At 62.6% G+C, this 24,743-nt stretch carries 18 protein-coding genes; 6 read left to right on the plus strand and 12 right to left on the minus strand.

The annotated features are described in order from the left end of the window. Window positions 1-25 precede the first annotated feature (25 nt). The 3 genes from BM400_RS04240 to BM400_RS04250 all read right to left on the minus strand — a co-directional run bounded on the left by BM400_RS04240 (window position 26) and on the right by BM400_RS04250 (window position 6,659). The gene (locus tag BM400_RS04240) at window positions 26-1,789 is read right to left on the minus strand and encodes a DUF885 domain-containing protein (protein WP_089836923.1); all 1,764 of its coding nucleotides are present in this window, start codon (window positions 1,787-1,789) and stop codon (window positions 26-28) included. Window positions 1,790-1,934: 145 nt separating this feature from the next. Continuing rightward, on the minus strand, window positions 1,935-5,813 hold the full coding sequence (mfd, locus tag BM400_RS04245; protein ID WP_089836925.1) for a transcription-repair coupling factor: 3,879 nt from the start codon (window positions 5,811-5,813) through the stop codon (window positions 1,935-1,937). Between the two features lie 105 nt (window positions 5,814-5,918). Then, window positions 5,919-6,659, minus strand: coding sequence for a TIGR03435 family protein (locus BM400_RS04250; protein WP_089836927.1), 741 nt, complete (start codon window positions 6,657-6,659; stop codon window positions 5,919-5,921). A 156-nt stretch (window positions 6,660-6,815) separates the two neighbouring features. Here BM400_RS04250 and BM400_RS04255 point away from each other — a divergent pair, with 156 nt between their 5' ends. From BM400_RS04255 to BM400_RS04270, 4 genes are all read left to right on the plus strand, one after another. After that, window positions 6,816-7,946 (plus strand): esterase/lipase family protein, encoded by a 1,131-nt coding sequence (locus BM400_RS04255; RefSeq protein ID WP_175528860.1) that lies wholly within the window; start codon window positions 6,816-6,818, stop codon window positions 7,944-7,946. 119 nt (window positions 7,947-8,065) lie between these two features. Then, complete coding sequence (locus tag BM400_RS04260) at window positions 8,066-9,082, plus strand: hypothetical protein (protein WP_089836931.1); 1,017 nt, start codon at window positions 8,066-8,068, stop codon at window positions 9,080-9,082. A 141-nt stretch (window positions 9,083-9,223) separates the two neighbouring features. Next, window positions 9,224-9,403, plus strand: a complete 180-nt coding sequence (locus BM400_RS04265) for a hypothetical protein (protein ID WP_089836933.1) — start codon at window positions 9,224-9,226, stop codon at window positions 9,401-9,403. A gap of 14 nt (window positions 9,404-9,417) precedes the next feature. Continuing rightward, window positions 9,418-10,062, plus strand: coding sequence for a TetR/AcrR family transcriptional regulator (locus tag BM400_RS04270; RefSeq protein ID WP_217644076.1), 645 nt, complete (start codon window positions 9,418-9,420; stop codon window positions 10,060-10,062). On the opposite strand, the gene BM400_RS04275 is transcribed toward BM400_RS04270, so the two are convergent. The 4 genes from BM400_RS04275 to BM400_RS04290 all read right to left on the minus strand — a co-directional run bounded on the left by BM400_RS04275 (window position 10,059) and on the right by BM400_RS04290 (window position 14,027). Next, window positions 10,059-11,030, minus strand: a complete 972-nt coding sequence (locus tag BM400_RS04275; protein ID WP_089836935.1) for a sensor domain-containing diguanylate cyclase — start codon at window positions 11,028-11,030, stop codon at window positions 10,059-10,061. The genes BM400_RS04270 and BM400_RS04275 overlap by 4 nt on opposite strands. Before the next feature lie 3 nt (window positions 11,031-11,033). Next, window positions 11,034-11,270 (minus strand): hypothetical protein, encoded by a 237-nt coding sequence (locus BM400_RS04280; protein ID WP_089836938.1) that lies wholly within the window; start codon window positions 11,268-11,270, stop codon window positions 11,034-11,036. Window positions 11,271-11,457: 187 nt separating this feature from the next. Beyond that, a complete protein-coding gene (locus BM400_RS04285) occupies window positions 11,458-13,404 on the minus strand; it encodes an LVIVD repeat-containing protein (protein WP_175528861.1) in 1,947 nt (648 codons plus the stop codon). Next, window positions 13,401-14,027: a DUF305 domain-containing protein gene (locus BM400_RS04290; protein WP_089836940.1), complete on the minus strand. Its 627-nt coding sequence runs from the start codon at window positions 14,025-14,027 to the stop codon at window positions 13,401-13,403. The genes BM400_RS04285 and BM400_RS04290 overlap by 4 nt, the downstream gene beginning before the upstream one ends. Before the next feature lie 288 nt (window positions 14,028-14,315). Between BM400_RS04290 and BM400_RS04300 the strand changes: the two genes are divergently transcribed. Further along, the gene (locus BM400_RS04300) at window positions 14,316-16,916 is read left to right on the plus strand and encodes a hypothetical protein (RefSeq protein ID WP_089836944.1); all 2,601 of its coding nucleotides are present in this window, start codon (window positions 14,316-14,318) and stop codon (window positions 16,914-16,916) included. Window positions 16,917-17,120: 204 nt separating this feature from the next. On the opposite strand, the gene BM400_RS04305 is transcribed toward BM400_RS04300, so the two are convergent. Continuing rightward, complete coding sequence (locus BM400_RS04305) at window positions 17,121-18,368, minus strand: pyridoxal phosphate-dependent aminotransferase (protein WP_089836946.1); 1,248 nt, start codon at window positions 18,366-18,368, stop codon at window positions 17,121-17,123. Window positions 18,369-18,661: 293 nt separating this feature from the next. Here BM400_RS04305 and BM400_RS04310 point away from each other — a divergent pair, with 293 nt between their 5' ends. Continuing rightward, the gene (locus BM400_RS04310; protein ID WP_089836948.1) at window positions 18,662-20,464 is read left to right on the plus strand and encodes a glycoside hydrolase family 2 protein; all 1,803 of its coding nucleotides are present in this window, start codon (window positions 18,662-18,664) and stop codon (window positions 20,462-20,464) included. Between the two features lie 347 nt (window positions 20,465-20,811). Here the strand turns inward: BM400_RS04310 and BM400_RS04315 are convergent, their stop codons facing one another. From BM400_RS04315 to BM400_RS04330, 4 genes are all read right to left on the minus strand, one after another. Beyond that, window positions 20,812-21,957 carry a glycoside hydrolase family 88/105 protein gene (locus BM400_RS04315; RefSeq protein WP_089836950.1) on the minus strand — a complete coding sequence of 382 codons (1,146 nt, stop codon included), beginning with the start codon at window positions 21,955-21,957 and terminating at the stop codon, window positions 20,812-20,814. Window positions 21,958-22,080: 123 nt separating this feature from the next. Further along, on the minus strand, window positions 22,081-23,010 hold the full coding sequence (locus tag BM400_RS04320; RefSeq protein ID WP_089836951.1) for a 3-oxoacyl-ACP synthase III family protein: 930 nt from the start codon (window positions 23,008-23,010) through the stop codon (window positions 22,081-22,083). Beyond that, window positions 23,011-23,247, minus strand: a complete 237-nt coding sequence (locus tag BM400_RS04325) for a phosphopantetheine-binding protein (RefSeq protein ID WP_089836953.1) — start codon at window positions 23,245-23,247, stop codon at window positions 23,011-23,013. Window positions 23,248-23,273: 26 nt separating this feature from the next. Beyond that, window positions 23,274-24,728 (minus strand): GDSL-type esterase/lipase family protein, encoded by a 1,455-nt coding sequence (locus BM400_RS04330; protein ID WP_175528862.1) that lies wholly within the window; start codon window positions 24,726-24,728, stop codon window positions 23,274-23,276. Between the last annotated feature and the right edge of the window lie 15 nt (window positions 24,729-24,743).

Consider the following 24,743-nt stretch of genomic DNA (forward strand, 5'->3'; position numbering starts at 1 on the left):
AATGCCATGTATGGATCATCTTCTCCTACATGACTGGCGAATCGTCATGCAGCATCGCCTTGCGAATCACCTTCACCGGCGCAAATCCCTGGTGCATGAACGCGTTGTGGAACTCCTCCAGCGAGAAGGCCGCGCCTTGCTGCGCCTTCACATCCGCCCTCAGCTTCATGATCTCGAGTTTGCCCAGCGTGTAGTAGAGATAGGTGGCATCGGCGGTGCCGCGCTTGGTCTCCATGGAACCGATCGAGGGGGACTGGTAGCCCTCCTTGACGAAGAGCTGGGCTGCTTCGTCCGTGGTCAGCGGGCCGCCGACGCCGGTGTGCATCCGGATGGCGACAATAAAGCGCGCGTCGCGCAGAAGCGCATCCTGCAACTGCCCCAGACGGATCAGTTTGGCCTGCTTCGCATCCACGCCGTCAGGAAGATACCCCTCGTCCAGCATCATCTGCTCGCAATAGTGCGCCCACCCTTCGATGTTGGTGTTGGCCCCAAGCAGCTTGCGGATCTTCGAGGGAAACTGGTTCAGATAGAGGAACTGGACGTAGTGTCCCGGGTACGCCTCATGCACCGCGGTGGAGGTAATCGTGCCGATATTGAACGCGGCCATATGCTCCGCGATGCGGGCGGCGGACCAGTCCTTTTCGGGCAGCGTGACGTTGAAGTAGGCCTTGGTGGAGTGCGTCTCAAACGGACCCGGAGGGTCCATCGAGGCCTGCGTGGTCGCGCGCAGGAAGGGCGGGGTCTCTTCGAGCGTGGGCTCGACGTCCGATGGGATCGTGATGATGTGGTGCGTCTTGATGAAGGAGATCAACCCCGAGAACTGGCCCTGGAACGTCTCGAGCAGCTTGTCCGGCGGAGGATGAATGGTAGCCAGTTGCGCCAGCACTTCGAGCGGGGTCTTGGTCGGATCGACCTCTTTGGCCACGCGTGCGAACTCGGCCTGGTTGCGGTGCGCGTCGTCGTAGGCGATCTGCAGCAGCGTCTCGAGCGGCGTGCCGACCATCTCGTCATAGGCGAGCTTCTTGCGGAAGGTGTCGGCGCCGAAGCGGAAATCGCCATTCGAGCGCGGCAGGAGATCGGTCTTCATCCAGGTGGCATAGTCCTTCAGAGCCTGGATGACGGCGGCGTTCGACTTCGCAAAGGCGGCCTTGGCGACGGTGCTGTCGGCGTCCTTGAAGGCCGAGGGAAGATCGTTCTGGAAGAAGCTGATGTTGCCGTCGATCTGTTCGAGGGCGATCTCGGTGTAGATCTTAGGCGGGTTCTTCAGGTTCTTCCGCGCTTCGAGAAGCACCTGTGGCATCAGGAGCTCGCGCGCGACGACCGCCTTCAGCCGCGTGTTCGCGGGGGCGTAGGCCCGGCTCATGATGACGAACGCCGAGTTGGCGATGCCGGAGGAGTAGGTGTCGGGGTTCTTCTCCCAGGGACGGATGACCTCGAGCGTGAGCAGCGTGGACTGGATGGTGTTCAGCAGGATCTCGCGGTCTGCCTGAACGGAGGCATCGAGCGCGTCGGCGGGAACGGCCTCAATCTTCTTCTCGATCGCGTGCAGAGCGGCAACCTCACGCTGCATCTCGGCGGCGGAGTAGTCCTCAAGCTGCGTGTCGTACTGGTGCAGTCCGGCCTGGGTGCCGGTGGTGGGGCTGTAGCGGAAGTAGATGTCGGAGAAGAACTGCTCCGCGAGAAAGTCGAAGGTCTGGGGCGCCCCGTCGGCTGAAAGGCGCTGGGCCGGAATGTTTGCAGGAAGGAGAGCGAAGGCCGCGAGGGCAAGAGCGAGGAGTGGCTTGCGCATGGGGATACTGTATCGCGTTGTGCGTTGCTGCGTTGATTCACCTCGAGAAATCATGACGCTCGCTTCTCGACATAGGACAGCCGGTGAAGCTTTCCGATGAGCTTAATCTTCACGCGCGAGTCGCCTGCGAGGGAGTGTTGCAGCCTCAGTTCGTGGCAGGATCCAGCGAGTTCAGCAGAGCCCGCGTCTCCGCCAGCACGTCTTCCGCCTTGGCGCTCGACAATGGCCAGCGCAGCACGCCCTGCGGAGTAAACTGCGCTCCATTCTTGGTGTTGCGGGAGACCAGCTTCATCAGCAGTCCGGGGTCGACACCCATGCGTTGCTTGCCCGTCTCGATCGGCGCGTGCGTGCGCTCGGTGAACTTCACGTACAGCATCTCGCGCATGGGCCTGATGCTGCCTCCCTGGCCCGGTCGCGTGAGGGCTGCCGTCGTGGCGCGCACCGCCATCGTCGCGTTGGTCACGGGGCGTGCCGCGACCTGGCGATAGCTGTGCTGCAGCGGATTGTGGATCGGGGCCTGCCCATGACGCCCGGGTAGACCGGGGCGCTGCTGGGCCGGCTGCTGTGTGGGTTTGGCCGCAGCTTTGGGCTCTTCGATTGCGGTGCGCTTGCGCTCGAGCGAGGCGATCCCGAGCCGCTCGCAGTGGATGCGGATCGCGCCCGCGGCAAGCAGGTTCAGCACCGCTTCGGGAATCTCACCATAACGGTCGACCAGCTCCGCCCGCACGTCTTCAAGCTCCAGGTCCGATTGCGCGCCGGCGATCTTCTTGTACATGCGCAGACGCTGGTTCTCCTCGGGGATATAGCTGGCATCGATACGTAACGAGATGCCGAGCGAGAGCGTCGCCGTCTCCTCATCCGGCTTGTCGTCACCCTTCAGGCGAGAGACCGCCTCCGCGAGCATGGTCGTATACATCTCAAAGCCGATGGCTTCGATGTGGCCGGACTGTTCGCCGCCCAGCATGTTGCCCGCGCCGCGCAGTTCCAGGTCGAGCGCCGCGATCTTGAAGCCCGCACCCAGGTCGGAGAACTCCTTGAGCGCGGCGAGACGGCGGCGCGCGATCTCGGTCAACTCCGTCTCCGGAGGGATCAGGAGATACGCATACGCGCGGCGATTCGAGCGGCCGACGCGGCCTCGCAACTGGTACAGCTCGCTCAGGCCATGGCGATCCGCGCGGTTGATGATGATCGTGTTCGCCAGCGGAATGTCGAGGCCGTTTTCAATGATGCTGGTCGCGCACAGCACGTCGTACTCATGATTCATGAAGGCGAGCATGACGCGTTCGAGCTCGGCCTCCGGAAGCTGTCCGTGGCCGATGCCGATCCGCGCGCTTGGCACCAGCTCGCGGATCTTCGCGGCGAGCTCATAGATCGTTTCGACGCGGTTGTGGACGAAGTAGGCCTGGCCCCCGCGCTCCAGCTCCATCTCGATCGCCGTGCGGACGAGCTTCTCGTCGAACTTGGCAACGATCGTCTGGATGGCCATGCGGTCCTTGGGCGGTGTCTCGATGACGGACATATCGCGCAGGCCGATCAGCGACATATGCAGCGTGCGCGGGATGGGCGTCGCGGACATGGCCAGCACGTCGATCGAAGCGCGCATCTGCTTCAGCCGCTCTTTGTGCTTCACGCCGAAGCGCTGTTCTTCATCCACGATCAGCAGTCCCAGGTCCTGGAACTTCAGCGACTGCGCCAGCACCGCATGCGTACCGATCAGGATGTCGATCTTGCCTTCCGCTGCCTTCTCCAGGATCGCTGCCTTCTCCTTCGCGGTGCGGAAGCGCGAGAGCATTTCGATGTTGACCGGGAAGTTGGCGAAGCGCTTCTTGAAGCTCTCAAAATGCTGGAAGCTCAGCACGGTGGTGGGCGTCAACACAGCCACCTGCTTCGAGTCCTGCACCGCTTTGAATGCGGCGCGCATGGCGACCTCGGTCTTGCCGTAGCCGACGTCGCCGCACAGCAGCCGGTCCATCGGCTGGGTCGACTCCATGTCGCGCTTGATGTCGGCAATGGCCGCAAGCTGGTCGTCGGTCTCGGTGAAGTCGAAGGCGTCTTCGAACTCATGCTGCATGTTGGTATCGGGCGAAAACGGCGTACCCTGCGCGGCCTTGCGCTGCGCGTACAGCTTCAGCAGCTCGCCGGCCATGTCGGCCATGGCCTTCTTCACGCGGGCTTTGGTCTTCTGCCACGCAGGGTTGCCAAGCTTGTTCAACTGCGGAGCCGGTCCCGTATCGGTGCTGCGGTACTTCTGGATGAGGTCGAGTCGCGTCAGCGGAACGTAGAGCTTGGCCTCATCGGCGAACTCGAGGATCATCAGCTCCAGCGGATTCGCGGCGGGGTCCTCATCCAGAATCCGGAGCCCGCAGTACCGCGCGATGCCGTGCTCGACATGCACCACGTAGTCGCCCACCGCAAGATCGCGGAAGTCGGAGATGAAAGCACTCGTCTTGGACTTCGAACGCCGCACGGGTCGCGCCTCGACATCGGCATCGTCGGAGAGATCGTTGGCCCCGAACAGCACGATCTGCTTCGCGCTCGCCTTATCGAGGTCCAGCACCTGCACGCCATTCGCGAGAGCAGCCTTGACGATCACGGGCGTACTCAGCTCGCCCGCAAGATAGCTCGACTCCGAATACACCGTCGTGCTGCCGCCCTGCTGCTGGTTGCGCGAACCCAGCCGATACGGCACGGCGTACTCCTGCAACAGCGACGCAAGCCGCTCGACCTCGCCCTGGTTGGGCGCGGTCAGCAGCACCCGCGCGTCCAGCCGGACAAGATCCTTGATCGCTTCGATCAGCCCGGGGATCGAGCCATGGAAGCGTTGCGTGGGGCGCGTATGGAACTCGACCTCGGAGAGATCGCTGCGGTCCGCGTCGAGAATATCCACCGCGCCGAGCTGGTCGAGCTCGATGCCCGAGAAGTCGCGCAGGCGATCCGTCAGATCCCACGGCGAGATGTACACATCCTCGGGCCGCACCAGGTTCCCGATACCCGATCGCTCATGCCTCTGTTCGACCTTGTTCCACCAGCGCTCGCCCTGGTTCTGCACCATCGCGGGCTCTTCGATGAAGACGCGCGTCGCGGGGCCCAGCAGATCGAGCAGCGTGCCGCTGGCTCCGGCCACGGGTGCGAAGAACTCCCATCCGGGGAAGATCGTCGCCTCACCGCTGCGGGTTTGTAACTCGCGCGGTTGCTCACCCCCTTCCAGGTTCGCGCCGGCCGCGCTGCCGCTGCGCGTCAGCCGCGCATTGATCGCGGTCAGCAGCTTCTCGGTGACGGGAAACTCGGTCAGCGGAAGCAGAAGAACATGGTCCCTGGGTGAGGATATCGACCGCTGCGTCTCCGGATCGAACGTGCGGATCGACTCGATCTCATCGCCGAAAAAATCGATGCGGACGGGCCTCTCCTGCTCGGGAGAGTAGACGTCGAGGATGCCGCCACGCAGCGTCACCTGCCCCGGCATCTCCACCACATCGACCTTCGTATACCCGACCGTCAGCAGATGCTCGACGAGCATATCGGGCAGGTGCTCTTCCCCCACCCGCAGCCGCAGGGCAAGGCCGTTGTAGAAGTCGCGCGGAAACAGCCGCATGCAGGCCGCTTCCACCGGCGCGATGATCAGGCGCGGCGTCGCGGCGGTCTTGGCCGGGGACTTTTCGCACAGCTTCCACAGCGTGGCGGCGCGATGCTCCTGGATCTCGGGGTGCGGCGAGAGGTTCTCAAACGGCAGCACGTCGTGGCCGGGCAGACGCAGCACCGCCTCGGGCGCAAGCGCTCCGGTCAGTTCACAGGCCTGGACCACGGCAAGGTGCAGCGCCTCCGCGGCCTTGTTGTCCGCGACCAGGATGAGACACGGCCCGTTCGCGGCCTTCACAAACGAGGGCAGGAACATGGAGCGCGCCGTGAAGGTCAGTCCCGCGACGCGGCGACGTCCCGATCCGGCGGCAAGGTGCCGGCGCACACGCTCGTACGCCTCGGATCGTTCGAGGTCGGCGAGAAGTTCGCGGACAAAGGGAAGCACCATCCCTTCAAGTTTAGCCGGTTTAGCCGAAAGAGGCTCCGCAGCCGCCCGAAGAGGGAAGTCCCGCCAGACACCAACGCCGTGCGGACCCGTGCCCCCCGTCGCGCCTCAATCCGGCGTCGGCTGCGTGGCGGAGTCGACAAGCAGCACATCGACCGGTGCCCGCGTCAGCTTCAGCTTCAGCCCAAGCTGCTCCTGCATGGCCGTGAAGATGCCCGGGTGAGCGGTCGCATCGGCATGAGTGTCCGCCGGTGCATTCGCCGGCGTGTAGTGCAGTTCAAAGTCGAACTTCCCCGGAATCCCGGTCTGGTCGATCACAGGGCGATCGATATCGCTGCTCGCAAAGCGCTGCAGAAACGCGGCAAAGTTGGTCATCGTCGCGTTCTTCACGTAGAGGCTTCCCGGAGGCACGAGCCCGCCCGTGGGCATATGGATCGCATTGCCCTCCGTCACCCTCAGCACGGGTTCCTTGTTGCCCTTCACAATGGCATAGACCGAAAGCTCGCGTTGCTCATGGTGCAGCACCAGGTGGAACCGCTCCGTCAGCAACTCCGCGAGCATCGCCTTTATCTCCGGCGAGGTGGACTGTCTTTCGCTCTCGGGATCGGCCATTACATCGAACTTGCTGGTGCGAAGCCACTCCGGGCCGCCGATCAACTGGCTTCCATGGATGTTATAGGCGAAGACGAGCAAGTCCAGCGGCGTGGTGCCCGTGGTCGCAAATCGATTGCCGCGAATCTGCATGCCCTTCGGCGTATCGGGAGCACTGGGTTTGATGGTCGCGACCTGAAACGTCTCTTGGGCGCACGCGGTGGAGCTAAGTAGTACAAGCGAAAGCAGAAGACGCATGGATGTCCTTGGAGCATGGGGAGATGATGAAGAACTGACGGAACAATCCCGCGAAGGTTACCGTTCCTGATACAACGACCGTTTGCGGGCGAAGGCGCTAATCTGGAAAGAGCACCGTCGAAACGGTCGGGATCGTGCATCCGGAAGGGGTTTTCTTTGCGTAGCTGTGCTGCTGTGTTCTGGGCGTTCTTCCTCCTGTGTGTCGCCGGACCGGCCTGTCGTGAGGCCCGTGCCGATGACCTCAAGCCGCGTGTCATCGTCTTCGTCCACGGCCTTCACGGCGACCATGAGACGTGGCGTGCCGCCAACGGAGCCTACTGGCCCGATCTCATCAAGACCGATCCCCGCTTCCAGCGCTCCGACGTCGTGGTCGCCGAGTATCCCACGCCCTCATCGCACGGCCGCCTCTCCACCGACCAGCTCGCTCGCATCCTCTACGACGGCCTCAAGCAGAAACGCGTCTGGGAGCACAGGGAGATCGTCTTCATCGCCCACTCGCTCGGCGGCCTCCTCACCGAGGAGATGCTCCTCAGCCACCCCGAAGACGCCGTCCACGTGCCCTTCATCGTCGCCTACGCGACGCCGCACCAGGGATCGTTCGTCGCCAGCCTCGCCAAAATCTACGACGGCGACCCCCTGCTCACCGACCTCCGCGACAGCAACGACAACAGCTTCCTCATGGATCTCGAACTCAAGTGGCGCAGCACCCCGGCCGTCACCCGCATCCACCGCTTCTGCGCCTATGAGACGCTGGATACCGCCGCCGGCGAGGGCATCGGCAAGTACCTCCGGGCGCGCACCCGTGTCGTCAGCTACTACAGCGCCACCTACGGCTGCGACGTCGATACGCCTCCCCAGAAGATCGTCGCCGACCACATCGGCATCGTGAAGCCGGCGGACCGCAACGCCGACGCCTATACCTTCTTCGCCAAGCTCTACCGCAGCCACCCCATCATCGACACCGTCGAGACCGTCCGCGACAACAGAATCGCCAACCTCACCGTCGACTGCAACAAGACGAACTCTGCCGACGACCTCCAGGTGCCCATCGTCCTCGACCCCGCCCTCCACGAACAACTCGTGTCGGTGGAGGCGGAGTTCGTGGACACGGAGAAGATCAAGGACATCGCTCCGCCCGAGGTCCGCAAGATCGACCCCGTCGGCATCGCGCACATCGCCTACAGCTTCAAGGGGCAGGGCCATGGGCTGATGCTCGGTTGCCCTACGGGAAAAACCACCCTCCTGGTGCACTTCAAAATCCGCGGCGAAGTCCCCCTCACGGAGTAGGCCTGGCGGCCAGGGAAGCGGAGAACGCATAAAAACCATCTTTTTTGGCGTTTCGCCTTGTAACCGTCGGTGCATTCATATATATACCTACTAGTACGTATTTTTTATTGAGGTGAACGATGAAGTCTCTGTCCGGTGTCTCCCTGTTTCTTTTGATCCATGCTCTTCTTCTCGTTCCGCAAGCGGCGTATGCCCTTCCGGCGCCATCCGCCGTTCAGCCGGAGACTTCCTCTGCCCCGGCCCCCTCGGACTGGAACTCCCAGGCCGCCAAGCACGTCTACGGCCTCCCGGAGGCCAAGCCCAACGAGAAGGGAACCCTGACTCTCTCGGCGCACGACTTTACCTTCACCGGCAAAGCCAGCCGCGTCACGATCCCCCGGCAATCCATCATCGCCGTCAGCGCCGGAAACCAGAGAGTCGAAATCTGGGGGATGAAGGGGCGCATTCTCCGCATGGTCATCCCGGATGGCGGCGGCGCGGCAGCCGCGCTCTTCATGCATCATCGCGTGGACATGCTCACGGTGGAGTTCGCCGATACCCACGGCGGCTACCACGGAGCCGTCTTCTTCCTGCCCGCCAAAGAGGCAGACGGAGCGCTCGAAAGCTTCTCCCGGACGCCACCCGTCCCGCGTGAGGCAGTCACCGCTGTCTGCCACGACGGCATGGTCAGGCCGCACAGCGTGCTGCTGCAGGCTCCCGTCTGGCAGCAGGCCGAGGTCCCCGCGGCCTATCGGGCTCTCGTCTACGAGCGCCTCTACGACCGGCTCCGTCAGGTCAAGGGCATGGACCACGTCTACCGCGACGGCGAAAACTACGCCCAGCAGGGATGCCCGCAGTACAGCATGCAGATTGCGGTCAGCGGATTCAAGGAGGGCAATCAGGCAAAGCGCGCGATGTTGGGGCCGGTCGGTATGTTCGTCGGCACCACCCAGATGAAGTTCGACGCCAACGTGACCGATGCATCGGGCAATGCCGCGATGCACGAGCAGATCAAGGCCACCGTCCGGGGCGAGACGGAGAGCACGAATGTAGCCGGCGACGTCGCCAAAAAGCTGTCGAAGGACTATGCCGCCATGTTGAAAAAGGCGGGAGACAAAGACCCGCTGGTCCCGGCATCCGTCACCAGGCAGCCTTAGCCGCAGGCTTCGCCAACGAGTTTCGCCTCATCCATGTCGTGAGGCGGTTGGGGGAGGGGCGGATCGTCACGCAGGAAGACGCTCTGGCGCGGCGGGACTCCTCCCCTTTTGTTTTCTATGGATCGGTAGACGGAAACGATCATGTCGATGGAACAATTCCTGGAACAGGACAGTGAGAAGCTCGCCCTGTTGCGCCGCATCGAAAGCCTGCAGGAGGTCGTCTGCGAGCTGCTGGCGCGCAATGAGCAGCTACGCACCGCGATGCGCAGCCTGGAAGACGAACTCGGCCCCGCACGCATCGGAACCGAAGCAATGGAATAGGATATGAACCTGAAATGATCGAGAACACGGTCCAGAAGATCAGCAAACACGAAATGCGGACGAGGGCCACACGGGAGCTCTTGCTCCAGGCGGCGGAGACGGTCTTCGCGCGGGACGGATACGAGCGCGCAGAACTCGGCGCGATCGCCACGCTCGCCGGACGCACCAAAGGGGCAATCTACGCGCAGTTCAAGAGCAAGGAAGACGTCTTTCTGGCCCTCGTGACGAAGCGGGTCGGGTGTTACCGGGCAGAGGTCGAGGAACTCCTTCGGCGTTCCAGCAACCGGGAGGAGAGTCTCGCGGCATTCCGGCAGTACTGCCTGCGATTTGCGTTTGACCAGTCCTGGGCGTTGCTGATGATGGAATATAAGCTCTACGTCATCCGGCATCCGGACGCGAAGGCCGCACATCTCCTCTTCCGCTCGGAGATGACGTCCGGAGACAGGGAGCGCGGGCTCACCAGGATCTTCGGTCCAGCCGGAACCGGGCAGGGCGCCCTGAGCCGCGCCGTCGGAATCGAGATGGTGTATTCCCTTCTGCTGGCGCTCGCCGTGGACATGAGATTTTCATCCGAGGCACCCAACCACGAGGTCGTGAACAACATCGCAAACCGCATCTTCGACGCCCTGCTGGACACCGCGGCGCAGCCGGAGAGCTAAGCCACGCAGCACTTGTTCCGGCCCGTACGCTTGGCCTCGTAGAGAGCCGCATCCGCCTTCGCAAGCCACTTCTCGAACGAAAGGCACTCCGCATCGAGGGCGGCGATGCCGAAGCTTGCCGTGATGCGGATGGGCGGATCATGCTCGATGACGGTCGTCTCCAGGGCCTCGCGCAGACGCTCCGCCGTCTCGGTCGCCTGCTCCACCGTGTCCCCGGTCAGCAGGATGCCGAACTCCTCGCCCCCCAGACGTCCCAGCAGGTCGCCCGAGCGGATCAGCTCGGAGAGCTTCGTTCCCACCGTGCGCAGCACGATGTCCCCTGCAGGATGGCCATACGTGTCGTTGACCTTCTTGAAGTGGTCGATGTCCATGACAACAAACGCCGCCGGCGTCTGGCCGCGGAGAAAGCGGCTGATCGTCTTGTCCACCTCGACGGTGAATCCGCGGCGCGTGGCTGCCCCGGTCAGGTGGTCCACCTGCGCGATGCGGCGCAGCTCCATCTCGTTCGTGACGATCGCGGCGAAGCTCTTCAGCACCTCGATCTGCGTCGGATCGAAGTCGCGCGGCTTGGTGTCGATCGCGCACAGCGACCCCAGGTTGTAGCCGTCCGGCGAACTCAGCGGCACGCCCAGGTAGCTGCGGATATATGGTGCTCCGGTCACCAGCGGGTTCTCAGCGAATCGCGGGTCTTCGGCGGCGTCGGGGATGTTCATCGGGACGCGGGCCTTGATGGTGTGAGTGCAGAAGGAGATGTCGCGTGCCGTACCGTCGACGTCCAGGCCAACACAGGACTTGAACCACTGACGGTCGGCGTCGATCAACGAGACGGCACAGATGGGAACGCTCAACACGGTCTTGACGAGGCCCGTAATCCTGTCGAAGGCTGCTTCCTTGGGAGTGTCCAGGACTTCATAACGATGCAGTGCGGCCAGCCGCCCCGCTTCATCTTCCAGTTTTGTATCGACCACAGTTCACCTCATCATCATTTTGATCGCGCGTGTGAGCTCGTCTTTGTACGAGGCGACAACGACCGAGACGCTCATTTCAATCTGCTCCTCACTGATGCCTGCCGATTGCAGGCTGACGATCAGGCGGGCGAGGTTTTCGCGGTGGCGGTCCAGACTGGACTGGAGCGCTTCGGGGATCTCAAGGTCGCCGAATGGATCCTTCCCGGCTAAAACCCCAAGTGGCTCGAGTGGATGCTCCATACGTCCTCCGGTTCTATCGGCAAAGTCGCCGTTCGTTAAGGTTATACACCGGATAAACCGCACATTTGGCGTCAATGGAAGATGCGGTAATGGATGTTGGGTTACCCCGTCCACGAAATGGAATCGGTGTTTCGCAATAAGAAAACCGCCCACCAGATAGGGGGGCGGCCTTCTCACTGCGGTACGGTTATGCCGTCGGGTGGTTCAGAATCTCCGCCAGCGCATGCAGCCGCTTCGCATCCGCCGGGGTCTTTGCCGACGCCGCGCTCTGCTCGAGCGACGAAGCCAGCTTCGCATCCGTCTTGTGCGCTTTGATCGCCTTCTGCACACCGGCCACCTGGTCGGCGGGCAGCGCCTCCGAACGAACCAGTTGGTCAAGGTACGCCTTCGCCGCAAGCGTCGGCGAAGGCCACACAATCTTCTGCTGGTCCTGCACGTTCAGCTCGGCCACCTTGGCGCTCTTCGCCGCGTCGATCTCGTTCTGGCTCAGGAACTTCGTCGGAGTCAGCTCGAAGATGTCGAGACCACGCGCGATCTCGGACCCGTAGATGTTGCCGTTGTACCAGTACGCCGACCAGTCGCCGCCCAGCACCAGCACCTTCGGATCGATCGGCCCCCGATCGAAGTACGCAATCTCAAACGGCTTCTTCGGGTCCGTGAAGTCCATGATCGAGATGCCCCCCTGATACCAGGCCTGCACCTCGATATCCCGTCCCGGAACCGGAATCAGCGACCCGTTGTGCGCCACGCAGTTCTCCGTGTCGCCCTGTGCCGCAGGCAGCTTGTAGTAGCTGTCCAGCGTCAGCTTGTCGTCCTTCAGCGAGAAGATCGCATCCGAGCCCCACTTGTTGGGGTCGTTCGGACGGCACCGCGCGCCCAGACCCCCGCCCCACTCGTCCGTGAACACGACCTTCGTGCCATCGTTCGAGAACGACGCCGAGTGCCAGTACGCGTAGTTCGGATCGTTCACCGCATCCACCCGCTTCGGATGCACCGGATCCTTGATATCCAGCAGCAGGCCGTTGCCCGAGCACGCACCCGCCGCTAGCCCAATCGCCGAATACACCGTAATGTCGTGGCATTGGTCCGTGTCCGCCGACTTCTCGTGTCCCTTGTCGTGGCTGCCGCCGTTGTTCAGGCCGTTCAGCGCGCCCGACCGCGGATCGATAAACACGCGCGGGCTGGCCACGATCGCCGCGTGCTGCGGAGCCGCCACCGGCACCTTGATCACATCGATGCGGAAGAGAGAGGTGTTGGGATCCTTGTCGGGAGTCTCACCGGAGCAGCCGGCGAGTTCATCCGAGCCGCGGACGAACGAGGTGCCGGACACGTACAGGTAGACGTTGTTCTTGTCGTTCGGATCGGTGACAAGCGTGTGCGTATGCGATCCGCGGCAGGTCTGGACCGCGGCGACCTGCTTCGGATTCTTGAGGTCGGAGATATCGAAGATGCGCACGCCGCGGAAACGCTCCGGCTGCGGTGTGCGGTGCGGCGGATCCTTCTCGTGACCGGCGGCCGGCGGCGGCTCCGGCGGAAAGCCCTGTCCGCCGCAGTCGAGGCGGCCGTTCGGCATCTCGACCGACATGAACAGCAGGTTGCCATAGACCGAGACGTCACCCTGCCCGCCTGGGCACACCAGCGACGTAAGCAGCTTCGTCTTGCCTGGGTTGGAGATGTCGAAGATGTTGACGCCGTAAAAGTTGCCCTGAAACAGGTGCGTCCCCTGGAACGCGAAATCGGAGTTGGCGAAGGCCAGCCCGGCGATCGGCAGCTTCATCGCCGCAGGCATCTTCGACGGGTCGCCGACGCCCAGTTTGGTGAGCGTGTCCTTCACCTTGGGGTCGTCGGGATTCGAGGTCCCCAGGTCGAACGCGGCAGGCTTCTTGATCAGCGCAAGGTGCTTGATGCCCATCGCCGCCTCGCCCGCATCGTACATGCCAGGCTTCAGCGTATAGCGCGGATCGCTCGTGTCCGAACCCGTCATCCCAGCCGGCAGTGGCGGAGCCGGCGTGGGCGCAAACGGATTCGCCTCGGCCTCGGGAGCCTTCTTGTCGGCAGGCTTCGCATCCTGCGCAAAGCCAACGGTCGTACACATCAAAGCAAGGGCTAACGTAACGCGCTTCACTGGCTTCATTCTTTCTCCTTCAACATGGACTGCATGATCTTGATCTCGGCGCGCTGACTGTTATCCGCGTCCGTCGCAAAGTTGAACAGGTCGGCATCCTGCCCGGCGCCTGCGGTGTCGAACAGATCCTTCACCATCGTCAGCGCACCGTTGTGGTGTTGGATCATCCCGGTCAGAAACAGGTGGTCGAACGCAGCACCGTGGGCAGCTTTCAAGGACTTCATCTGTGCAGCGGTCAGCATCCCCGGCATCGGAGCCATCGCATGTCCGGACATATCCATCTCGGGCATCCCCGGCATCGCCATGGAGGTCGCCTCGCCACGCATCGCCAGCCATCGCTGCATAAACTTCATCTCGTCGGACTGCGAGCTCGAGATCCTCGCGCCCAGCGAGATCAGTTCCTGATTCGTCGTATGCGTAGGAATCAGCGCCGTCATCTCGATCGCCTGTCCGTGATGCATGATCATCCCCTGCATAAACGCGACATCCGCCTGCGACCGGAGCGGAGCCGTGGGACGAGTATTCGCAGGCAACGTCTTGCTCGGCTGTCCCGGCGCGCCAGGCTGCACGACGACCGCCTGCCCAAAAGCCAAAACGGCTGCAAGCATCGATATCGGAGAGAGAAGCCACATCGCAGGATGCTCCAACGCTAACACAAGCCATCCCTTTCAAAAGACTCTGGGGAAAAGACGGAAAAGGCGGGCAAAAAAAACCAAAACAAAAACTCAAAGTTTGGCTGCTTCCTTCCCACCCGCGCCCAGTCGCGAAACCCGCAGATCCGCTCTCGCCCACCCCTCATGCGCGCTTTGCCGTGATCTCTTTTCCCCTCTTTGTCCGTCTTTTCCCCACAATCTTTTGTCTGTCCTTCGATATCGTCGCTCTCACACAACAAAGCCGCCTCCATGAGCGTCCAATAGTGGATGAACGTCCGGATCTTTGCAGCATGCGCGCTCGCCCTCTGCCTTTCGGCTCCTCTCCATGCTGACAATGCACGCTTCGATCTCGTAGGCCCCAAGATCTCGATCCGCGTCACCCGTGGCGGAGCCACCCTCCCCATCGCCGAAGTGCCCAACCTCCAAGCCGGCGATAAGCTCTGGATCAAGGCCGAGCTGCCCACCACCCAGTCCAACCATCTCCTTCTGATTGTTGCGTTTCTGCGCGGCACCACCAACGAACCGCCCGACAACTGGTTCACCGAGATCGACACCTGGGAGAAGAAGACCGTCGAAGGCACCACCATCACCGTCCCCGAAGGAGCCGAGCAGGCCGTCCTCTTCGTCGCGCCCGAGACCGGCGGCGACTTCAAAACCCTCCGCGGAGCCGTCCGCGGACGCCCCGGCGTCTTCATCCGCGCCGACGCCGATCTCAACCAGGCCTCCTTCGAGCAGCAGCGCATCGAGCGCTACCTCGCCGCGATGAAGACCATCTCACCCACCGATCCCAAGGCCATTCAGGATCACTCCGCGAAGCTCGCCTCCACGCTCGCCCTCAAGCCCAACGCCGACTGCTTCAAACAGCCCGTCGACCAGCAGGTCTCCTGCCTCACCCAGTCCAGCGCTCCCGTCCTCCTCGACGACGGCCACGGCCAGAGCATCGCCGCCGCCCTCTCCAGCGGAGCCTCGTCCGACTTCATCAACGCCGCCGCCGTCACGCCCATGGCCGGTGCCGGTGTCTACTCCGCCTACGTCGGCGCCGTCGTGGACCTCGTCAAACTCACCACCTCGCTCCGCACCGCGCAGTACCAGTACATCCCGGCCATCAGCTTTCCCGAAGGCCAGACGCTGAATCTCAAGCTCAACGCGCCGCCCTCCTTCATCAATCCCAAGACCGTCATCGTCATCGGCCTGCCCGCCATCCAGAAGGCCATCCCGCCGCCGCTCCGCGCGCATGACCCCGACGAGACCGCCTGCCTCCTGCAGCCCAAGATGCCACTCCTGCTCGAAGGCGCGCCACTCGTCTTCTCGACCAGCTTCGCGCATGACATGGTCCTGCACCTCAACCGCTCCGGCAGCGATACCGAACTCGCCCTCACCCCTGACGCCTTCGAGGGCGGTCTGGTGGTCGGCAAGGAAGAGACCCGCAAGGGTCTCGTCGCCGTCAAGCTCGGCGAGGGCAAGCCAGCCGCCAAACCGGACGAGAAGCAGGGCAGTCCCACCGACCTCACCATCACCGGCACCGTGCGCGGCTTCTGGGGCTTCGATACCTTCGAAGGCCCCACCCTCAAGCTCCAGCAGATCGACGGCAAAAACTGGAAGATCGTCTCCAACACCCAGCTCCTCGCCGGGCAGGACAACCACCTCAGCCTCAAGGGAGACGGTGCCGCCTGCGTGCAGAAGATCGCGCTCACCACCGACAAGGACAAGGATATCGACGTCACCTTCAAGCCCGCGCCCTCCACGGAGAACGACAAGGCCCAGAAGGACATGCTCGATCTTGACGTATCGCTCAAGAAGGTCCAGCCCGGCGGTTACTCGCTCGCTATCCAGCAGTACGGCAGCCCCAGGAAGGATAAGGTTCCCCTCACCGCCTACACCGGAGCCATCCAGCTCGACGACATCAAAATCCACGTCGGCGACAAGACCACCGTCCTCACCGGCCAGGGCCTCAGCGACGTCGTCTCCGTCCAGATCGCCGGCCAGACCTTCACCCCCGCGGGCGATGGCAACGACGACAAGACCATTCACCTTGCATCCAAGACGGCCGTGACCCCTGAAGACGGCTCCGACGGCATCGTGAAGCTCAAAGACGGTCGCACCATGATCGTGAACATCTCCGCCGCCGCCGCCCGCCCCGGACTCAACCTGCTCTCCTTCAAGGCCACGCCCATTCCGGGCGCGGGTCTGCCCATCACCCTCGCCGGCAAGGATGAGCTCCCGCTGAACAGCAAGCTCGTCTTCGTCGTTCAAACCAAAGACGTCTTCCCCCGCAGCCAGAGCATCGAGATCGCGACCGTCGACAACTCCGTCCACACCAAACTCTCACTCGCCGACAACAATCTCGTCCTCCAGGACGCCCACACCGCCATCGGCACCCTCGACCCCTTGAAGGCCTTCGGCCAGTCCGGCTTCGGCAAGCTCCAGATGCGGCCCGTCGCCGAAGACGGCACCACCGGCGACTGGACCCCACTCGGCACGCTCGTCCGCACGCCCGTCATCAGCGCCGTCCACTGCACCACGCAGGACGCCCCCACCTGCACCGCCGACGGCCAGAACTTCTTCCTGGTCCAGAACTTCGCCGCCAACAAGGACTTCGCCAAACCCGCCGAAGTCCCCACCGGCTTCGCCGACGCCACCTTCACCGTCCCCACCCCCGCCGACGGCACTACCCTCTACTTCAAGCTCCGCGACGACCCCGACGCAATGGCGACGGTCACCCTGCCGGAACCCGTGCCACCCGCCCCGGCACCAGCTCCAGCCGCTCCGGCTCCGGTTGCCGATGCTTCGAAGCCCGTCGCGCCGCCTTCACCAACCCCCGCCGACGCGAAGCCCGCCACACCACCAGAGGCAAGCGTCCCGAAGTAAGCGGACAACGGAAGGGCATGGCTTCAGCCATGCCGAAAAGCCGCCTTCAGGATCATGGACTGAGATTCCCGAAGGGAATCGTTTCGGTTGTTATCGTGATAGCCGAGAGGCCCCATCCCCATGGGCATGGTGCGGGAAGAATAAGGCAACAAACAACGAGGCCCGGACGCAAAGCATCCGGGCCTCGTTACACCGTGCAAACGACTACGACAACTGCGGAATATGCTGCACGTTCTCGTAAGGGTTGTTGAGCATGGCCTTCACCGGCGTGTCCATCACTTCCTTGAACGCCGTGCGGAACTTCGCCATGTCTTCCTTCGTGCCCACGGTGATCCGGACCGTATTCGGCCAGATCGGCCACGTGCGCCCGATGATCACCTTCTTCTGCGCCATCGCCGCCATCACCTGCCGGCCATTCCGTCCCGTATCGATCATGAAGCAGTTCGACTGCGATCCCGGAATCACCTTGTAGTTGTTGTCGGTCAGGAACTTGATCGTCTCCATGCGCGCCTGCCCGATATAGGCCTTGCGCGTCGGAATCAGATCCTTATCCTCAAGCGAAACGCGCCCGGCGATGCAGCTCGTAATCGCCATCGGGTTCTGCCCACGCTCTTCGAGCTTCTTCAGCACATCCGGATGTGCAACCGCAAACCCGCAGCGAATCCCCGCCATGCCGTAGATCTTTGAGAACGTCCGCAGCACGATAATGTCCTTGCGGTTCGCCGTCTGGTCCACCACCGACTCCGCATCCGACAGATGAATGTAAGCCTCATCCACCATCAGCATCGTGCCCTTCGGCTTGTTGTCGAGCAGCCAGAGAATGTCCTCGCGCGAGGTAATCGTGCCCGTCGGGTTGTTCGGGTTGCACAGATAGATCACGCCCGCGTTCGGGTCGGCCGCGGCCATCGCCTTCACATCGTGCGCGTAGGTCGAGGTCAGCTTCGTCTTGATCGTCTTCGCGCCCGAGATCTCCGCAGCGCGGCCGGCCGCCTCATACGTCGGATCCGCGGCAACAAGGTTCTTCCCAGGCCCCGTATACGAGAGCACCGAGTAGTGCAGAGGCTCCGACGACCCGCCGTACACCGAGATCGAGTCCGGGCTGATATTGTTCTGCTTGCCGAACACATCCATCAGCGTCATCATCTCGAAGAAGTCGTACCGTCCGCCCTTGTTGGCCGACGACGCGATCGCCGCCCGCGCCGCTTCGCACGGACCCAGCGGATTCTCATTCGCATTGATGAGGACGGCGTCCTTGGGGATCGACATCATCATCTGCTTCATCATTTGGAGTTGCGAGACAGGTGCCTTGGCAGCAGAGCCCTGCTGACCCGCGGCAAACGCAAAGTGCGATTCGGAGAGGATTCCGGCAGCGGCGAACGCGGGCAGGCTGGCACCGGCAACGCGCAGAAAGGAACGGCGGGAAAGATCAAGTTGCTCACGACAATGGTTCATACGGGACTCCTGCTTTCGGACCATGGTGGGATGGAAACGACGGGGAAACCGGACAGCGATGGGCAACGGGGGAACGTTGTTGTTACTGTACTGCAAATGTCCTAAAAATGCGGAAAATTCGCATTCCCACGCAGGGCCTTCCATGACGAAGAGACGAACCTCCGCCCATTGGCATATCGTGATTTGGTAAAACGTTTCCCTCTGGAGAGTGCCGCGTGTTGAAGAAAGTCGTTCTGGCAGCGTCAAAAGTAGTTGCCCTTGGTGGAGTACTGACATGCAGTTTCGCAGGCGTCATGAGCGCTCAGGACGAAGCGCGAGGCAAAGGCCTCGACCCCGGTGCCGGTCATCCCTCCACCGTCCTCGCCGACTTCGACCACCGCCAGTCCCTCTCGCTCAATGGCGACTGGCACATCATCGCCGACCCCTACGTCGCCGGCCTCCTCGACTTCCACATGCACGTCAACCCCAACGGATACTTCAACGATCAGGTCGCCGCCCCCGGCTCCAACGCCCTCGTCGAGTACAGCTTCGAAAAAAGCCCCACCATCAAGGTCCCCGGCGACTGGAACTCCCAGAAGGAGTGGCTCAGGATGTACGAAGGCCCCCTCTGGTACGAGCGCAAGTTCGACTACACCCCCCAGCCCGGCCACCGTGCCTTCCTCCACATCGGCGCCGCCAACTACAAGTCCCGTATGTTCCTCAACGGCAAGCTCGCCTGCGACCACGAGGGCGGATTCACCACCTTCGACTGCGACGTCACCGGCATCATCAAGCCCGGCTCCAACGACGCCGTCATCTACGTCGACGACACCCGCATGGCCGACGGCATCCCCACCCTCAAAACCGACTGGTACAACTACGGTGGCCTCACCCGTGACGTCTCCATCATCACCACACCGCAGGCCTTCATCGACGACTTCGACCTCCACCTCGACCGCGCCACCCGCTCCGTCATCGAGGGCTACGTCCACGTAGAAGGTGCCCAGGCCGGCACCAGGGTCTCCGTCTCCATCCCCGAGGCCCGCCTCACCGCCACCGCCACCACCGACGCCACGGGCAAAGCCCCCATCAACCTGCCGGCAAAGAACCTCTCCCTCTGGGCCCCCGGCAACCCCAAACTCTACAAAGTAACGCTGAAGGCCGGCAACGACACCCTCGAAGACGACATGGGCTTCCGCACCGTCGAGGTGCAGGGCTCCAAAATCCTCCTCAACGGCAAGCCCATCGTCCTCCACGGCATCTGCATCCACGCCGAGGCCCCCTACCGCGGCGGACGCGTCAACACCGACGCCGACGTCGCCACCCTCTTCGGCTGGGTCAAGGATCTCAACGCCAACTTCGTCCGCCTCGCCCACTACCCGCACGACGTCCGCATGGAGCGCGCCGCCGACAAGCTCGGAATCCTCGTCTGGTCCGAGGTCCCCGTCTACTGGGCCGTCCACTTCGACGACGAAGCCGTCTTCCAGAAGTCCAAAAAGCAGCTCACCGAAGAGATCACCCGCGACCGCGACAAGGCCTCCGTCATCCTCTGGTCCATCGCCAACGAGACCCCCAACACCGAAGCCCGCACCGCCTTCCTCACGCGCTCCGCCGAGTTCGTCAAGAGCTTCGACCCCACCCGCCTCGTCACCGCCGCCCTCCTCGTCCGTGGCGAAGGCAACACCAAGATCATCGACGACAAACTAGGCTCCGCCCTCGACGTCATCGGCTTCAACGAGTACATCGGCTGGTACGAAAAGACCCCCGAGGCCATGGACCAGATCACCTGGAAGATCGCCTTCGACAAGCCCCTCATCGTCAGTGAGTTCGGCGGCGAAGCCAAGGCCGGCCTCCACGGCTCCGAGCACGAGCGCTGGACCGAGGAGTACGAGGCCAACATCTACAACCACGCCATCGCCATGCTCAACCGCATCCCCCAGCTCCGCGGCTCTACCCCCTGGATCCTCATGGACTTCCGCTCGCCCGTCCGCCAGCTCCCCGGCATCCAGGATGGCTACAACCGCAAGGGCCTCATCTCCGACCAGGGCGAAAAGAAGCTGGCCTTCGGCGTCCTCCAAAACGCCTACAAGACCGGCGGCCTCGGACACGCGGACTAAACACCTGGACATCACGAACACCCGCGAGTCACACCGCATCAACCGATATGACAACGAAACTTCCGGATTGACTGGTTAGACCAATGATCAATCGTTTTGGCCGATAATCGAATTGCTCCAGACCACTTTCCGCGACGCACCCCATGCATGGAAAATGGCCACATTTTCCATGCATAACCCCATCATGATCCAGGAAAAAACCACGTTTTAACCTCCAAAAGAACGCTGGAAGACCATTGGCTTTTTCACAACGAGCGTCTGTAACCCCTTTAGAAAACCATCATTACGGAAGGGCGTTTAAACGAAAATTGCCCCGGCTCGCAAGGAGCCGGGGCAATTGGTCAGACCTACCGCAATTTGGCCACTTCAGACCCCGCCATCATGAACGCTCCGGTCCCGAACGCATAGCTCGATCCTGCCGAAAACGCCCCCGGAGCAGCCCCCACCGGCTGAATCGAACCCAGCCGCCCATCCGCGTAAATATTTGAAACTAAAGCCTTCCACGCCTTGTCGACGACGGGCCGGTAGGTCCTGGCGTCGAGCTGATGGTGGTTGATTCCATAAGCCAGCGCGTACACGAAGAACGCCGAACCCGACACCTCAGGCAGCTCGTAGTTGGGCGTATCGAGCAGCCCAGGGCTCCACAACCCATCCGGCCGCTGAATCGTGATGATCTTCGCCGACATCTCCTTAAGTCGTTCTACATAAAAGGGATAGCTCGGATCCGTCTTGGGCAGCACATCCAGAACCCGCACCAGACCACCCATCACCCACCCATTCCCACGCGACCAAAAAATCTTCTGCCCCCCTTTTTCCCGCTTCTGGAAGTAGCTGGCATCCCGATAAAAGAGGTGCTCGTCCTTATCCCAGAGAAGATCGTCGGTGATGTGCCACTGATGATCCATATAAGTGTTGTACTTAGGGTCGTGCGTCACCGCGGAGAGCCTTGCCCAGACGGGGGGAGCCATGAACAGCGCATCGCACCACCACCAGATGGGCTTTGCGGCTGCGACCGGATCGGGCTCGTCCATCATCTCGTCGAACTGCTTCCTAAGTGATTCAATATAAATGGGATTTGGATTCCGCTGATAAAGCTCGAGATACGTCTGGCCGATCGCCTGGTCGTCGGCGTGAGTGCGCCGCGGTCCAAGCGTCCAGTTCCAGTGCTCGCCCACCTCCTTATCGAAGGCCGCGTACTTCGGGTCATGCGTGAGCGAGGACGCAGCCATAAAACCCGCGTAGAGCGTGGCGATCGTCCAGTCCTGGCTGTACTTACCCTGCATGCGGGCCAGCTCCCAGTCCGCGACCTTCTTGACGGCGGCCTTCACATCGGCAGGTTTGGTCGAACCAGAGAGCGTGGCGCGGGGTCCGGGATCGGTCGCCGTATCGCCCGCCATGGCGGATTTTTCAGCAGCGGTCTGACCAAAAACAGGGCTAACAAGGCTGAGGGATAAGAGCAGAAGCGCATTTGCACGCCGGGTGACGGACGCCATGGAGATTCCTCGAAAGAAAACAATGGGATCTCGCCGATCTCCGTGGGTGGGAGCCCGGCGAGTGGGATCAGTATAGAGATCGAAGCAAATTGTTGTCGTGACTCACCGTTTGACACCGGGAATCTAGAGGGGAAGCGCGAGAACGGCACCCCAGTTCAGCCCGACTCCGAAGGCGGAGAACATCAGTGGCGCCGCGAGTGGGGCCGGGTTGGCGGTGCGCCACTCGTCGGCGGCGATGAGCATGGAGGCGGAGCTGGTGTTGCCGTAGTGCTGGATATTGGCGAAGAAGCATTCGACCGGAACCTTGAGGGTCTGGGCGATGCGGGAGAAGAAGTTGGAGTTCGCCTGATGAAGCAGAAATGTGCCGATCTCGCTTGCCTTCATCGTGTTGCGGTCAAGGAGCTCGGCCATGGCCTGGGGCATACGGCGTGTGGCATGCCGGATGATGACAGACCCATCCATGGCGATGCGGTTGTTCTGGATGGTAAGGGCTTCCGCCGAGTTCCCGTCCGTATGGAGACAGGAGTCGGTGATCTGCGCAAACCCTTCTGTCGGTGAAACGACACAGGCTCCGGCCCCGTCGCCGAAGAGGATGGCGGTGTTGCGGCCCTCGGGGGTAGGTTCAATGCGCCGCGACATGATCTCGGCTCCGAGGACGAGGATGTTCCCAATGCCATCGGCGAGCCGCGAGGCCAGAGCGAGGCCAGCTAAAGACCCGGCACTGGCGATGGGGAGGTCGAGCGCGGGTGTAGCGCTGAGGCCGAGCAGAGCGGCGATGGAAGAGGCGGGCCCTGGGCAGAAGCGGTCTGCGGAGCCGCTCGCGACCAGAATCATGCCCAGGTCTTCGGCTTTAAGTGCTGCCTTTTCAAGGCATTGTTGAGCCGCCCGGTGGCCCAGGGTGGCGACCGTCTCGTCTGTGCAGGCGTAGCGCCGCTGTCGGATGCCGGACTGCGAGAAGATCCAGTCGGGCGAAACACCGAGCTGGGGTGCGAGCTCCTCGTTCGTGACGATGCGCTCGGGCAGGCTGGATCCGAAGGCGCGGAGGAAGGCCATCTACTTGCCTTTCTGTTCGAGGTACTGTTCGACCTTGTCGATGGTGTCGAACTTTCGCGCGGAGAAGTCCGAGTCGGGAATCGTGACGCCAAACTCCTCTTCGAGGCCGGTGACGAAGTCGGTCAGGGCGAAGGAGTCGAGCAGGCCGGAGGTGAAAAGGCTCTCGTCGGGTGCAGGGGTAATGGGCTTGTCGGCTACGGCCTGAAGGACCTTGAGGATACCGGGTTTCTTGTCCATGAGACGAATTCCTTTCAATCGTTACATTAGTTTACGGGGTCGGATTGCGCCTGAAACTTCTTATAGGCGGCGAGGAGGTCCAGGTACAGGGCCTGCGCGAGGGCGCGGTAGCCAGTACCGGTAAGATGCGTGCGATCCGGCTGGCCGTAGCCCGCGGAGACCCAGCGAATGGCGGAGCCTGGCCCTCCCTGGCGGGCACGCTCATCGTAGAAGGCGCAGTGGTACTGCCGGCAGGACTCCTTCTGGTCGGCGATGATGCGGTCGGTTCCCGCAAAGGTGTGCCAAGAGGCCCGCCGTCCTCGACCGGTCTTCATCGCGCGGTCGTAGGGGCCAAGGACCAGGATGGCGGCTTCGGGGACGATGCGGTGCAAATTCTGGAGAAGCCTATTAAAATCATAGATATAGTCCTCATTGTGAGCGGCTGATTGGGCAGCCTCGTTGGTTCCGTAGGCCAGGACGATGAGATTGGGATCGCGCTGGCGGAGGTAATCGGCGAAGAGAGTCTGGTTCCACTGGAGCATCAGCGGCGCATAGGCTCCGTTGATGCCGAGGCACTCGTAGGTGATGCCCGGTTGCTCTGTGACGAGCCCGAGCAGGCGAACGGGTGCGCGGTCGAAGGTGGTGAGCTCGAAGTCGTGGACGCCGGGGGTGCAGGCGTAGGTCATGGTCCCGGCACCGCGCGGGTCGGTCGTTGGGCTGGCGACATCCGTTGCCGCTGGGCTCGTATCAACGCCAGTGTCGATGTCGGAGATGAAGGTGCCGTTGTCGGTGAAGTGCAGGTGGCCACCGCCAGGCTGGCGCAGGTATTGGATCTGGAGGGTAGTGCATGTTGTTGATAATGTGACCGATTCGCCGGGTCGCTCGGTGGAGATACTGAGACCGCCGAGGCCTACGTACCCGTCGCCAAGATGCGTGAAGTGGTTGCCGTCTGTGATCCAGCCGGAGGTCTGGGAGCGGGAGGAGCCGGCGAGGCGGTAGCCGTTAAACGGGTGCCCGGGGAACTGGTAGCCGAGGCCACCGTTGCCGAAGCGGGACTGGAGAAGGTCGCGGACGGCCCCAGTGAAGTAGTCGGCGGCGGTGTGGGAGTCGCCGAACTGGAGGATGCGGATGGTCGTATCGGTCTTTCCGGCTTGTTGGGCGGCGAGGGCACGGAAAAAGGGATCCAGGTTTCTGGCGTAGAGGAAGGGGTTCGCGGGGGACTCGGCGAGGGTGGCCTGGACGGATTCAGCGGCGAACGTGCCGCGCTCTGGGCTGATGGCGTCGTCGTGGGCGACTGGCTTACGTCTCCCCTTGGCCAAGGGCTTTCGTGTGGTCTTGGCCGCAGGTTTGGCATGGTGCGCGGGAGCGGATTTCTTTGGCCTTGGTTTGGCGGCAAACAATGCCGGCTGGGCGGCGCAGAAAAGCGGCAAAGCGAGCGCCACAGCTTTGGCCACGCGGGAGAACGTGGTCGGGAAGCCATGGAGTGGTGAAGCGAAGATCATGCTATGAGGACTCCC

The organism is Granulicella pectinivorans, from assembly GCF_900114625.1.
Lineage (GTDB): Bacteria > Acidobacteriota > Terriglobia > Terriglobales > Acidobacteriaceae > Edaphobacter > Edaphobacter pectinivorans.